The organism is Idiomarina sp. UBA3176, assembly GCF_002364295.1.
GTDB classification, from domain to species: domain Bacteria; phylum Pseudomonadota; class Gammaproteobacteria; order Enterobacterales; family Alteromonadaceae; genus Idiomarina; species Idiomarina loihiensis.
The window spans coordinates 85,270-98,731 of sequence record NZ_DEXU01000021.1; the positions used below are offsets into that span (position 1 = coordinate 85,270).

Consider the following 13,462-nt stretch of genomic DNA (forward strand, 5'->3'; position numbering starts at 1 on the left):
AAATAATGATTAAAAACGGACCTTACTTAGCTTTAGATACCAGCTACCAAAAACTTTCAGTGGACGAACTGCTTGAAACGGCCGGCAAACGCCTACCTGAACACTTCGATGAACACCGCCAGCAACTGTGCCGCGGCGAATACCGCAATATAAGCGAAGACCGCCCGGTCACTCATGTACTCAGCCGTTCCGTGCACGCGGTGGCAAAACAAAGTAACCGCAAAACCCGCTTTGTGGATACCGTGCAAAAGCTGCGTTCCGGCCGTTGGTTAGGCAGCACCGGAAAACCCATTACCGACGTAGTGAACATTGGCGTGGGTGGCTCTGACCTGGGGCCGCAGATGGGCGCTTTTGCCTTGCGTGAATTTGCGGATGACGCCGCAGTGCACGATTTGCAGGTGCATTTTGTGTCCTCTATGGATGGCGGCCAGCTGTATGCCGTGTTGCCTATTGTTGATCCTGAAACTACCGTATTTATTGTTTCGTCTAAGTCGTTTGGCACGGTAGACACTTTTGCTAATGTGGACACAGTACGAAAATGGGTAGAGCCTCAGTTAACTCAGGAGCAATGGCTGGCAAACCACGTGATAGGCGTGTCGGCCAATGTACAGGGAATGACGGATTACGGTATACCACCGGCTCAGCAGTTTACCTTTGGCGAAGGCGTAGGTGGGCGTTTTTCGTTGTGGTCGGCGTTAGGTTTGAGCATAGCGTTAACCACTGGCATTAGACCTTTTGAGCGCATGCTGGAAGGCGCAAAAACCATGGACGAACACTTTTTAGGCGCGCCGTTGAAAGAAAATTTGCCGGTATTACTGGCTTTGTATGGGGTGTATAACCGCGAGCAACTGGGCATTAATAACTTAGCCATTTTGCCTTACGACGGTCGCTTACGTATGTTACCTAACTACCTGCAACAGCTGGATATGGAAAGCAATGGTAAGCAGTACACTGCCGAGAATGAGGCCATTGATTACCCCACTGGCCCTATTATTTGGGGCGGTTTTGGACCTAACGGACAGCACGCGTTTTTCCAGCATTTGCATCAGGGTTATGATCAGTTTACTGCGGACTTTGTCACCGTGCTTAAACGCGAAGCCCCGGGCTTTTCGGAAGCTACCCGCAGTGGTCTTGCAGAGCAGCAGCGTTTGGCTGTAGCCAACTGTCTGGCGCACCGGCGTTTAATGTGGGACGGCAGCGAGAATGCCGGTTCACCCAGTGACCATTATCCGGGCAGGCACCCGTCTAACCTGCTGATAATGGACGAACTGACCCCCGAGAGCTTTGGCGCCTTAATAGCCGCCTATGAGCACAAAGTGTTTACCCAGGGCGTTATTTGGGGCCTGAACAGCTTTGACCAGCCCGGCGTGGAAAAGGGCAAGAAAATTGCCATGGACGTACTGCGCGTACTGGACGGCGAAAGCGACGAGTCCTTTGACGAGAGTACCGACGCCATCATTCAGCGTATGCGGTGATTTGATTATGTAGCCTGATTGTTGTTTTGAAATTAAGTTTCCGTTAAAGGTTTGTTACATTTTTTATTTACAAAATTACAACAGTCTCGTTATAGTGTCGTTCCTTTAAGGGGAACAACAATAACGAGGTAAAAATGCCAATAAAACAATTTAAACTAACGGCATTATCAGCTGCTGTTGTCATGGGGTTAGCAGCCTGCGGTGGCAGTGACGATGATAATTACGCACCAACGGTTTCGGCAGTCGAAGTTGCTGCAGAAGGAACTCAGTGGGAACCTATGACAGGTCAAGTAACTGCTACCGATCCTAACGGTAGTGATGTTACTTATTCTGCATCGGTTGTGGCTCCTGAAGACGGAACTGCGCCAGGCAATGTGGAAATTAATGGTGAAGGGGAGTTCACGTATATTCCGTTGCGTGCTGAAACCGCGACAATTGAAATTACGGTTAGTGACGGCGAATTAAGCACCACTGAAACGGTGACGGTTGAAAGCTCGACTATTAAAAGTGATCCGCTGGCTTACCAGCAGTGGCATTTAAATAACACCGGTCAGAAAACTTACACTCAAACACAGGCGGCATTGGACTTCTTAGTAAACAATTTTGGTTGGACAGAAGAAGATGCGCTAGCCCAATTTTTTGATGAAAGCATTTATGTTCCCGGCGAAGACATGAACGTTATTGAAGCTTATGCGCAAGGTGCTTTTGGTCAGGGAATGATTGTTGGTGTAGCTGATTCTGGTTTGGAAATTCAGCACCCGGATTTGCGTGACAATATTGCGCCAAATATGTCATTAAACTTTGATCCTGATGCAACTAATAAAATGGATCCTACTAATACGTTGAGCAACACCGGTGATCACGGTACCTCTGTTGCGGGCTTGATTGCAGCCGTTGCTGGAAATGGCCTGGGTGGACGCGGCGTAGCTCCGCAGGCTCAAGTGTTCGGAGCTAACTACCTGGGTGGAAATGTTGATCAGAACGAGCTGAACTCAGCTTTAATCCATGGTTTGCCAGGCAGCGGCGTTTCTGAAAGCGATCCTATCATAGCTTATAACCGCAGCTACGGTTACTCAGCTCCTTATGTTTATTACACATCTCCAACGGACGAAGTGTTTGAAAAGTACGCAGCGACTGCGTTACGTAATGGCCTTGGCGCTATTAACGTGAAGTCGGCTGGCAACTCCTTTGACGGTGGTGTTTGGGAATTATGTGCTGTAAATGGTGCTATCAGCACGGGTCTTACTTGCTTAAATGGTAATATGGATCCTTCAAATTCTAACTTCTATACCACAACTGTTGCAGCTGTGAATTCTGATGGTAACCACGCAAGTTATTCAACTGCGGGAGCTAATACGTTTATTTCTGCGCCAGCGGGTGAATATGGTGAATTTGCTCCGGCTATGGTCACAACTGACCAGTCAACTTGTTTACAGGGGTATAGTAGCTTCCCGTATCAGGATGCAATTGATGCTCAAGCGGGAGCTCCTGGGTATTTTGAAGCGTTCAGCAACTTTAATGCCCCGGGTCACGAGGAGAATCCGTCGTGTAACTTTACTAGTACCTTTAATGGAACCTCGTCTGCGGCTCCTAACACGACGGGTGTAGTTGCTTTAATTGGCTCTGCAAACCCTGCGCTGAGCGCGCGAGAAATTCGCCATATTATGGCAAATACTGCTGACCAAGTAGACGCAGAAGACGAAGCTGTTGTTATTGAAGTTAACGGCGGTGAGTTTGTTGCAGACGCTGGCTGGATTGAAAACTCGGCTGGTTATCCGTTTAACCTGAAATACGGTTTTGGCCGTGTTAATGCAGGTGCAGCTGTCGCAATGGCAAAAGAAATGGAAGCCGGTTCAATGGCTGAGCTAATTGAAACTGACTGGATGAATGTCTCACCAGAAACAGCGATTGATATTCCTGATAACGATGCTGATGGAGCCAGTTATAGTTTCACTGTCGAAGATGACATGACGCTAGAAGGCTTACAGTTCTCGTTAACGGTTAGCAACGTAGACTTTGATGGGTCTGGTTGTTCTTTTTACAGTACTGCAGGTTCAGATTTAGCTATTGAAGTAACTTCTCCGGCGGGTACAACTACTCAGCTACTGTCGGGTCGTCAGGAAATTTTAGCTGGTGCTAATGGCCAATGTAGCCCATATATTCTTGAAGATACTGTATTTCTGGCAAATGCCTTTTATGGTGAAAGTCTCGCGGGTGAATGGACGGTACGTTTCGTTGATACTAATGGTGAAGACTTGAACCTTAGTGGCCTACCGGTATCAAACAACTCAGTACCTTCAGTTTTAGAAACCGTTAGCGTTCGTGCGTTCGGTCATTAATAGGAGCAAAGTGATATGAATTTAACAAAAGCACTATTAGCGGTGGCCGTCAGTGGCGTAGTTGCTGTATCGGCCACGGCACAGGAAATTCCTGAGCCGATGAAAAAACAACAACCGGCTAAAAAGCAATTACCTCAAATGGATGCAAAGCGCGATTATCAGCAATACAGTTTCACTAAGCTACCTGAGTCTGCAAAGCTTTCGGGAGATGAAGATAATGTGTTGTTAGCCGGAACTGAAATGATTAACCGCATTACTGGTGAGAAGGCATATGTATCAGGAATTATTACTGTTCTAGCTAGTGATGTTGACGCTGATGCTTTAGCGTCTCAATTTGGTTTGACGGTTGAGCGTGTTTATTCACGTTTAAACCTGGCTATGCTTAAAGCGCCTGACGGCACCAATATGTTAAAACTGCGTGATGAGTTACGCAGTGTAAGCGGTGTTAACAGCATTAAAGTTGAGATTGTGGAAAACCTTCGTAAGCCTCATACACTTTAAGTTGTAGTATGATTAAGTGAAAACCGCATTCGGGTTTTGCCTGAATGCGGTTTTTTTGTTTTCGATGTAGACTGACATGAATATCAGGCTACGAAGAGATAAGCCCGCAAAACATTTGACAAACTCGCGGCTGCAAACTAAATTGATTTATAAGTAACTCATTAAGCAGTTTAATGGTTTATATATAAATCAATTGCATGCCAAAATCTATAGTACGTACCTACTCACAATACACCAAAGAAGCCCTGACTCTACTGTCTGGGCTTATTCGTGCTGCGCGCATTGAGCGCAAGCTTAGTACTCAGGAAGTTGCAGAGCGCGCAGGTATTTCAAGAAGTATGCTTCAGCGTATTGAAAAGGCTGATCCTAAGTGTGAAATAGGTGCCGTATTCGAGGTGGCCAGTATTGTCGGTGTGCCGCTATTCAATGCAGAACTGTCTTCTCCAAAATTAGCGAATAACATTAAGCGTACCGAGGAGAAACTTGCTCTGCTGCCGCAAAGAGCGCGTAAACCGCAAAAGGCCGTTGATGATGATTTCTGAGCTCTTCAATTTCTCAACCCATTTTCATTACAGACGTGACTTAACGGAATGATTCATGCTTAAAGAAGTAAAGGAAATAGCCCGCGAGGCTGGCGCTGCCATTATGGACATTTACCGAAGCGATGACTTTGATGTGCAGAAAAAAGCCGACGACAGCCCGCTGACAAAAGCAGACTTAGCCGCGCATAATATCATTTGTGATGGTTTGCGCGCTCTGGATATTCAGTATCCGGTTATTTCAGAAGAGTCATCGAATATTAGCTGGGCGCAGCGTAAGCACTGGTGTCGCTATTGGTTAGTCGACCCGCTTGACGGCACCAAAGAGTTTATTAAGCGCAACGACGAGTTTACCGTGAACATTGCTTTGATAGAAAAGGGCGTGCCCATTTTAGGAGTGGTGTATGCTCCGGCTCTGAATGCTATGTACACCGGCGAGCGTGACCGCGGAGCGTTCTTAAACGACAAAGTTATTTCCGTTGCCTCGAGGAAGTCGGAAACCTTGCGCGTAGTAGGCTCGCGTTCACATCCGTCGCAGGAAACTACCGACTGGCTGGATGCTTTAGACAAACCGTATGAGATGCTGGGAGTAGGCAGTTCGCTAAAATTTTGCCTGGTAGCAGAAGGCAAAGCCGACATTTATCCGCGCTTAGGACCTACAAGTGAGTGGGATACCGCCGCAGCCCATGCGGTACTAGGTGCAGCGGGCGGAGAAGTTACAACCGTTGCCGGTGCCCCGCTGCTGTATAACCAAAAAGAAGACTATTTGAACCCGCATTTTATTGCCCGGTGAGGTAGCCTGACGTGAACGTCAGGGCCGGATCTGACCTGACATTTATGTCATTCACAACGCAGTATTAATGCTTGCTTGTCGATGTTGCTGCCGCCTGAGGATCCACAATGGTGTAACCCAAGTTGCTTGATTTATCTGTGTTAGAGACATCCACCTTTTCTAACTGAGACTTTGTTGCAGACTGAGGCTCATAAGGTTCAGACTCAGGGCGCTCTGCCAGCTGGTAGTGGTTGAAACGAGGCAGAATGTAATACCCGCCATTGGTGGCCTCTCCGTACTCATCATAGTACGTCGATATATCCCATTCTAAAACTGAGAATATCTCTTTTTCACTAAAGCCCAATGGCACCCAGCGTCTGACAGATCTCGGGGTTTGCGCGATTTAAAAGTAACACTCTTTTATTGGGAAAACGCTACTACTTAGTGATAAAAACACGGTTTCGGCCGTCTTTTTTGCCTTGATACATGGCATTATCGGCTTCGCCATAGAGCGAGGACCAGTTTGAGTTTTCGTCAGATAGGCTGCTGACTCCAATAGTGACAGAAAGAGAAAGTTGATTGTCTTTAAGTTGTATAGGTTGAGAGTTAACGGCTTCTTTCAATTCTTCAGCGAGTTTGAATGCGTCATTAATAGTGGTATCTGGCAACATGACAGCAAACTCTTCACCACCAATACGGGCGACAAGATCAGAGCTCCTAACTCTTTCGCTCATAATTTTTGCCAACTTCTCTAAGACGCGGTCGCCTGTACTGTGACCGAATCTGTCATTTATCTTTTTGAAAAGGTCAACGTCGATGACCAGCAGAGAAAGCTGGCTTGATGTTCTTTTTGAGCGTGTAATTGCGCGCTCAATTTGCTCAATAAAATAGCGCCGGTTGGCTAGGCCCGTTAACGAGTCAATACGTGATTGATTAAGTAGTTCTAGCTCCAGCTCTTTTTGTTGGGTAATGTCATGTATGGTCCCAACTAATACCTCTCCATCTTGCTGCCATTGAGCATATATATGAACCCATAAGTAGTGTCCGTCTGAGTGTCGGATACGGTGAGTCTTATCGAAGACTTTTGAATTAAATAAACGCTCTCGGCTGTCCTCAAAAAGATTCTCATCATCAGGGTGTAACAGCTCTTTGAACAAGGACAGGGATGCTGCTGTTGTTTTAGGGCTGAGGCCAAGCATATTGAAAATAATGGGTGACCAGGTCAATGAGTTATCCGATAGTGTGAAAGACCAATAGCCCAGCTGAGCTATTTCTTGTGCAGTTTGAAGTGTTTTTTGGCTGCTTTTAAGTTCACGCTCTAACTGTTTTAGTTCTGTAATATCAATATGCGTTCCGGAGAACCACTCTGGCTCACCTTCTTCAGTGCGCGTAACAATTTTGCCGTGATCCCTGATCCATACCTCATGCCCTTGTTTATGCTTTAGTCTTAAATCTGCGCTGTAAAAAGATGTTTTGCCAAGAACATGCGACTGGAAAACTCGCTGAAACTTTTCATGGTCAGCTTTATGGAGGATACTGAGCCAGGTTTTAGTACTGATTGGTTTAAGTTCCTCGATGGTGTAGCCGACCATAGACGCCCATCGCTCATTAATAATGAGTTCATCAGTTTGTACGTTCCATTCCCAAGTGCCAGCATCAGTGCTTTCGATAATGCTATTGAGTCGATGAGAGCTTGGCAATGATAAGTAACAAGAACCGTGTGGGTCATTACTGAGAAATTCGACCAGGCAGCATGGAATACCTTCAATAGTCATTGGTGTCGCGGTTACATCAAACTGTTTATCTAATGCGTTTATATAAACTTCAACGGGAGCGTTTTTGTCTTGAATGAGAGTATCCCAGGAAACAGCTTCATGGGTATGTTTACTGTAAGCAGTTACGCGTTCAGGCGGCGTTCCATCAACATGGTTACCGTTGCACTGACCTATGACGCGACCGTCGTTATTGACGATCAAATAACAACTGTTTCTTCTCAATTTAGACATGAAACCTACAGAATGCGCTGAAATTAACTAAATACCTAGATTACTTATGAAGCATATATTATTTAAATGTTAACACAGAGGTTTTTTTGGATCTTGGATAATTTTAAGGGGAATAAGGCGAGCAGAGCAGTTGACCATGCAAAGTGCTTTTAATGTTTAAAGCGCAACTTGGTTCAGTGGCGGTTTAGCCACTGAACCAAGCGTAACTGGAAGGGTATTATTCTTCGCCGTTGTCGTTTTCGATTTCGGCTTCTTCTACTAGGATGTAGCTTTGTTCAACCCAGCGGCCTTCTATTTCAATAACCGTGCCGACTTCAAGGGCTGCGATAAATGTTGCGACGTCGACTTTTCCATCGTTGAATTCAAGCTCTGCGTCTTCAGCAAAGCGAAGCTTTTTGCCGTTCACAAAAACAAACTCACCTTCAATAGATTCTACGGCGCCCTCAAATTCTGCTTTGCCTGTATTGCCAGGACGTTCATCGTCACTATCGTCATCCTCTCCGCTAACGTTTTCAATCTCAACTTCAGTGGCCAGTAGCGAGCCGTTAACGTATTCACGTTCGGCTTCCACAATAACCGCATTACGGCTTTCGACTAATGCAATAAAGTCATCAATAGAAATTGTGCCGTCATCGTCTTCAAATTCTACGTTGTCGGCAAAACGTACGGCGACATTTGCGACACGCATACCGTCGGTCGTAACATCCGTCACGCGGCCTTTCACTTCGCCGTCGCGGTCATCTTCGTCAATGCGTTTTACTTTCAGTGCAACCGTATCGCCTTCTTGGTTCTGACGCGAGACGACCTTCAGCCAGTCGTTAGCAGCAATGTTTTCAAATGTGAAGCGGCGCTCGTCTAAGTCCGATTCATCCTCATACTGGGTCTCTGGTGTGATACTAAAGGTTGTCCCATTAAGCACAAACGTCATGGCTTCACTGTCAATGTCTGTTACTTGACCTTCGACTTTACTGCGCGCGTTCCGGGCCTTGAACTCTATCTCATCGGCAACCAACTGCTCACCGTCAAACTCGGCTTCGACTTTTACGATAATACCGTTGGCTAAGGTATCGGCAGTGCCGTCTTCAAACTCAGTGCTTTCACCCAAGACGAAGTCGTATTGATTTACTGAGAACGTTCCGGCATCGGCGTCATAGTTTTTAACGATACCGGCAATGGTGATTTCATCGGTGTCTTCGTCGAGGCCATTCTGCTCTTTGTTCTCGACCTCATCTGCCGTGAGGGTCATGGACTCATTATCGTAAGCTTCGCCTTCGACTTTCACGAACAGTCCGTCAGCAAGGTCGTCGGCGTTCATATCGTCAAATTCTGCTGCAGAATAGTTAATGGTTAACTCACCCAGCGTAAACGTTTCAGTGTCTGTGTTTAAATTGGCAACGTTGCCTTTGAGCTTAATTTCCGTTTCATCGTTTTCCAGCTCAACCAGGGTAGCGTAAAACGCACCGTCTTCATTGACGTAGCCGCTTATTTCGACAAAATCGCCAATGGTTAAAGTGTTAATATCGGCTTCTTCAAACTCAGTTAACTCATCATAAATAACCGTTTGACCCAGTACCTCAATTTGCTCTGCTTCTCTGTCAATGAAGGCAACCGGGCCTTGCAGGCTTTCTTCATAAGTGATTTGCTCTGCCTCCGGGTCGTTGCCGTCATCGGATGCAGAAGCGGCGACAGTGACTACCATGCCCACTCTTAGTTGCGCTTCATCGGCTGCTGGCGAGTTACCGACCGCGATAGTGGCATTGTCAGAGCCGTATCGCTGGCCATTGACATACACACTGCCAAAGCCAGTGATCACACCTTCGCTGACAACGGTCGTTGTTGTGGTTGATGTGTCGCCGTTGTTGTTTTCGCCGCTTGTATTGTCGTTGGTAGAGTCGCTTGAGCTTCCGCCACACGCCGTGAGCGCGCCGGATATTGCTAAGACTAAAAGGGACTGTTTAAAACGCATGGTACTACCTCTTATTGTTGCTAAAACACTTTTTACAAAAGTGTATGTAGCTTCACTTTAGCGCATGATTTTGGGGGCTGCCAGCAGATAGATTGTGTTTTTTGAATGCTTGTTACGTTAGGTTTTTGTTATAAGATTTCGCTTGTGTAGATACAAGGCATACCATCTCCTTTTATTCACCGAATAAAGTGACTGTATGTCGTTTTTAGTGTTTTTCAATATAAATTAATCGGTATCGGTGATTTTATGTTTCTGTCGTTGATGTAATATCTCATGACTAAATACGCTTTCGTCGGGTGATTTAGTAATGACGTTTTAATACCATTTAAGTTTAATTTTTATTCATAAATGGTATATATTTAATGTTGGTTTTCGAGTTTGATGGAGCAAAGAGTTTATCAAACATGCAAAAGCATGGAATTGATTTTTACTCTGCTCAATCTCTTTGGAATGACCCGGAGTTAATTGAAATTCCGGCTAAAACTGAAGATGAAAAGCGTTATTTAGTTATAGCTAAGTACAAAGGAAAGCATTGGTCAGCTGTGATTACTTATCGAACAAGAGCAATCAGAATTATTTCTGTCAGACGCTCTAGGCATAGTGAGGTGAAGCTTTATGAAAGCGAGTGAATTTGACAAAAAGTTTGATTCAGATGAAGACGTTATGGATGAGCTTGAGCTGGAAAAGGCGAAAAGACCCATGCGCAAACAAAAGCGAGTGAATGTGGATTTTCCTGAATGGATGCTAGACTCTTTAGATGAAGAGGCTGCCCGCATTGGAGTAACAAGACAATCTATTATTAAAGTCTGGTTAGCTGAGCGGCTTGAGCAGATTGAAAGGAACCTATAGGTGAAACACATGAAACTACTTTTAGCTTTTGCAACAGCTGCGCTATTGGCGGGTTGCAGCACCGCTCAGTCAGCAACAGATACTCCGGTTACTATGGCCGATATTACAGAACTTATTGGTAAACCGGAAGCGCAAAGTATAGATAGCTGTAAGGTACTGCCAATAGGTAAAAAGGCATGTGGTGGGCCAGCGAGTTATGTGGTGTACAGTAGTGAAACCATTACCGATGAGAGAGAACTGCTGGATGCTGTGCATCGCTACAATAAGAAGGCCGAAAAAGATGCTCAAACAGGCTATTCTACTTGTCAGTTTATTCCCGAGCCTGAACCCCAGTTAAAAGGCGGTGTGTGCTGGATACCCTAGTGGACAAATACTAATCACTTAATTAGACTAACTAGTATCAATATTTAAGAGTAAGCGGAGGCTTGATGGACAAGATTGATCGTGCTTATTATCCAGAGCTCGACAAGCTTCTGTGGGATACCAATACGAAATACTTAACGCCTAAAGAAGCATTGGATATTTATGAAACTCGCTGGCGTTTTGTCGAAGAAAGGCAATTGCTTAAGCGCGAGCGTCAGCTAATTGATAAATTGGCAAAAGATGCAGGCGGTTTTCTCCCAAGTGCAGCGTAAAAATTTATGAGCACTTACCAGCGTAAACACCACCAGTTAATTCAGCGTTGCCTGGTTAATTTTAATAGCCATTACTTAACGGAACACTCAATTCTTTTTGGCGGTGGCACTCGCATTGCTCTTGAGCTTGGCGAGTATCGTGAGTCTGTTGATATCGATTTTCTTTGTAGAGACAAAAAATCATTTCGAGCGGTAAGAGAACAGGTAACTAATAGAACGCTAGGTGAGCTGGTAAAAGAGGATTTTATTTATTCTCGCGATATTTCGTTTGATAGATATGGTGTGCGCACCTTTCTGGATGTTGATGGTGTGAGAATTAAGCTTGAGTTCGTAGCTTTTGATAACTATGCGTTAGAAAAAGGGAATGAAGCAGATTTATTTAATGTGCCTTTTATTGACCGTACTTCATGTTTTATCACCAAGCTTCTGGCAAATGCTGATAGGTGGATGCAGAAACCTTATAAAGACATATTTGATTTGATTGTTATGTTTGAAAACTGGGGGGAGATACCACCCGAGGCGTACGCGGAAGCTCACACCCATTATGGAATTGATGCCGTAAATAACAGCTTAAGGCGGGCACTTCAGAACCTTCTGAATAATCATGATACCTATAGAAAAGAAGCAGAAGCTATGGGGGTGAAAAAAGAATACTTTGATAGTGTGGTGGTTCCTGGTTCTGAGCGATTACTTTCATCAGTCAGTGGTATGTAGCCTGACATTCATGTCAGGTGAGATATCTTTCCTGACGTAAACGTCAGGCTACGAAATCAACGTAGTCAGGCTACTTGCATTCCACGCACTAAACGGGTAAAATCCACCCGCAACATGAATCCAGTCACGGAGTGTTGCACATGCTGCGAATTGCCCAAGAAGCCTTGACCTTTGACGACGTTTTGCTCGTTCCCGGTCATTCCGAAGTTCTCCCCCATACCGCTGATTTACGCACGCAATTAACGCGTGGAATTTCTTTAAATATTCCTTTGGTTTCAGCTGCGATGGATACCGTTACTGAATCGGCACTGGCAATTGCGCTGGCGCAGGAAGGCGGGCTCGGATTTATCCACAAAAATATGACCGCAGAGCAACAAGCCGCGCACGTTCGTAAAGTTAAAAAATACGAAAGTGGCATGGTCTCTGACCCGGTTACCGTAAGACCTACTACCACCATTGGTGAAATTAAAAAGCTGACTGCCGAGCATGGCTTTCAGGGTTTTCCTGTGGTTGAAGGTAATGGCGACTTGGTTGGTATTGTTACCGGTCGGGATACGCGTTTTGAAGACGACGACAGCAAAGAAATTCGCCACGTAATGACCGGCAATGATCGCCTGGTCACTGTGCACGAAACGGCAAAAAGCGAAGAAATTCTTCAGCTTATGCACAAACACCGTATTGAAAAAATTCTGGTTGTGGATGACGCGCACAAGTTGAAGGGTATGATCACCCTGAAAGACTTTGAAAAAGCGGAAAACAAACCGAACGCTTGTAAAGATGAACTGGGCTCATTGCGTGTTGGTGCTGCTGTCGGTGTTGGCGCGGGCACAGAAGAACGTATTCAATTACTGGTTGAGGCGGGCGTTGATGTATTGCTTATTGATACTTCGCACGGGCACTCTCAGGGCGTTTTAGACCGCGTTAAGCAAACTCGTAAAGACTACCCGGAATTACAAATTATTGCCGGTAACGTAGCAACGGCCGCTGGCGCTAAGGCGCTGGTTGAAGCGGGCGTTGATGCGGTTAAAGTTGGTATTGGTCCGGGCTCAATTTGTACTACGCGTATTGTTACGGGTTGTGGTGTGCCGCAGATTAGCGCTATTAGCGATGCCGTAGATGCCATTAAAGGCTCGGGTGTTCCGATTATTGCTGACGGCGGTATTCGCTTCTCAGGCGATATTGCTAAAGCTCTGGCTGCCGGCGCGCATTGTGTGATGGTGGGCAGCATGCTGGCCGGTACGGAAGAGTCGCCGGGTGAAGTTGAGCTTTACCAGGGACGTTATTACAAATCATACCGTGGTATGGGTAGCCTGGGTGCTATGAACCAGCGTAATGGTTCGTCTGACCGTTACTTCCAGAAGAGCGATGAAGCCGATAAGCTGGTACCTGAGGGAATTGAAGGGCGTATAGCTTACAAAGGACCAATTTCTGCGATTATTCATCAGCAAATGGGCGGCCTGCGTTCAGCTATGGGCTTAACCGGTTGTCCGACAATTGATGACATGCGCACTAAGCCGCAGTTTGTAAAAGTAACTGCAGCCGGCATGGGCGAATCACACGTACACGATGTGCACATTACCAAAGAAGCACCGAATTACCGCAGTTCATAATTTGATTGACGTAGCCTGACGTTTACGTCAGGAACGAGATAGCGCCTGACATCAAT

Annotated in this window: 14 protein-coding genes; 11 read left to right on the forward strand and 3 right to left on the reverse strand. The window is 45.8% G+C overall.

All coding sequences use genetic code 11. The features are described 5' to 3' along the window. Positions 1 to 5: 5 nt before the first annotated feature. The 5 genes from pgi to cysQ all read left to right on the forward strand — a co-directional run bounded on the left by pgi (position 6) and on the right by cysQ (position 5,647). Positions 6 to 1,475 (forward strand): glucose-6-phosphate isomerase, encoded by a 1,470-nt coding sequence (gene pgi / locus B2U97_RS09355; RefSeq protein WP_034818380.1) that lies wholly within the window; start codon positions 6 to 8, stop codon positions 1,473 to 1,475. 134 nt (positions 1,476 to 1,609) lie between these two features. Beyond that, positions 1,610 to 3,814: a S8 family serine peptidase gene (locus B2U97_RS09360; RefSeq protein WP_286823298.1), complete on the forward strand. Its 2,205-nt coding sequence runs from the start codon at positions 1,610 to 1,612 to the stop codon at positions 3,812 to 3,814. Between the two features lie 15 nt (positions 3,815 to 3,829). Next, on the forward strand, positions 3,830 to 4,315 hold the full coding sequence (locus tag B2U97_RS09365) for a S8 family serine peptidase (protein ID WP_034818378.1): 486 nt from the start codon (positions 3,830 to 3,832) through the stop codon (positions 4,313 to 4,315). 197 nt (positions 4,316 to 4,512) lie between these two features. After that, on the forward strand, positions 4,513 to 4,857 hold the full coding sequence (locus tag B2U97_RS09370) for a helix-turn-helix transcriptional regulator (protein WP_034818377.1): 345 nt from the start codon (positions 4,513 to 4,515) through the stop codon (positions 4,855 to 4,857). 55 nt (positions 4,858 to 4,912) lie between these two features. Continuing rightward, a complete protein-coding gene (gene cysQ, locus B2U97_RS09375) occupies positions 4,913 to 5,647 on the forward strand; it encodes a 3'(2'),5'-bisphosphate nucleotidase CysQ (protein ID WP_034818376.1) in 735 nt (244 codons plus the stop codon). Between the two features lie 64 nt (positions 5,648 to 5,711). Here cysQ and B2U97_RS09380 read toward each other — a convergent pair whose 3' ends face one another. The 3 genes from B2U97_RS09380 to B2U97_RS09390 all read right to left on the reverse strand — a co-directional run bounded on the left by B2U97_RS09380 (position 5,712) and on the right by B2U97_RS09390 (position 9,598). Further along, positions 5,712 to 5,996: a hypothetical protein gene (locus B2U97_RS09380; protein ID WP_145914798.1), complete on the reverse strand. Its 285-nt coding sequence runs from the start codon at positions 5,994 to 5,996 to the stop codon at positions 5,712 to 5,714. Between the two features lie 67 nt (positions 5,997 to 6,063). Further along, the gene (locus B2U97_RS09385; RefSeq protein WP_286830475.1) at positions 6,064 to 7,401 is read right to left on the reverse strand and encodes a sensor domain-containing diguanylate cyclase; all 1,338 of its coding nucleotides are present in this window, start codon (positions 7,399 to 7,401) and stop codon (positions 6,064 to 6,066) included. 448 nt (positions 7,402 to 7,849) lie between these two features. After that, entirely contained in the window at positions 7,850 to 9,598 is a 1,749-nt protein-coding gene (locus B2U97_RS09390) for a DUF5666 domain-containing protein (protein WP_034818373.1), read from the reverse strand. 362 nt (positions 9,599 to 9,960) lie between these two features. Between B2U97_RS09390 and B2U97_RS09395 the strand changes: the two genes are divergently transcribed. From B2U97_RS09395 to guaB, 6 genes are all read left to right on the forward strand, one after another. Continuing rightward, on the forward strand, positions 9,961 to 10,227 hold the full coding sequence (locus B2U97_RS09395) for a BrnT family toxin (protein ID WP_034818372.1): 267 nt from the start codon (positions 9,961 to 9,963) through the stop codon (positions 10,225 to 10,227). Beyond that, positions 10,214 to 10,447 (forward strand): type II toxin-antitoxin system BrnA family antitoxin, encoded by a 234-nt coding sequence (brnA, locus tag B2U97_RS09400; RefSeq protein WP_034818371.1) that lies wholly within the window; start codon positions 10,214 to 10,216, stop codon positions 10,445 to 10,447. The genes B2U97_RS09395 and brnA overlap by 14 nt, the downstream gene beginning before the upstream one ends. A 9-nt stretch (positions 10,448 to 10,456) precedes the next feature. Then, positions 10,457 to 10,810 (forward strand): hypothetical protein, encoded by a 354-nt coding sequence (locus B2U97_RS09405; protein WP_034818510.1) that lies wholly within the window; start codon positions 10,457 to 10,459, stop codon positions 10,808 to 10,810. A gap of 65 nt (positions 10,811 to 10,875) precedes the next feature. Beyond that, the gene (locus B2U97_RS09410) at positions 10,876 to 11,082 is read left to right on the forward strand and encodes a hypothetical protein (RefSeq protein WP_011233833.1); all 207 of its coding nucleotides are present in this window, start codon (positions 10,876 to 10,878) and stop codon (positions 11,080 to 11,082) included. Positions 11,083 to 11,088: 6 nt separating this feature from the next. Beyond that, complete coding sequence (locus B2U97_RS09415; protein WP_034818370.1) at positions 11,089 to 11,796, forward strand: nucleotidyl transferase AbiEii/AbiGii toxin family protein; 708 nt, start codon at positions 11,089 to 11,091, stop codon at positions 11,794 to 11,796. Positions 11,797 to 11,936: 140 nt separating this feature from the next. Further along, positions 11,937 to 13,406: an IMP dehydrogenase gene (gene guaB / locus B2U97_RS09420; protein ID WP_034818368.1), complete on the forward strand. Its 1,470-nt coding sequence runs from the start codon at positions 11,937 to 11,939 to the stop codon at positions 13,404 to 13,406. Positions 13,407 to 13,462: the final 56 nt, after the last annotated feature.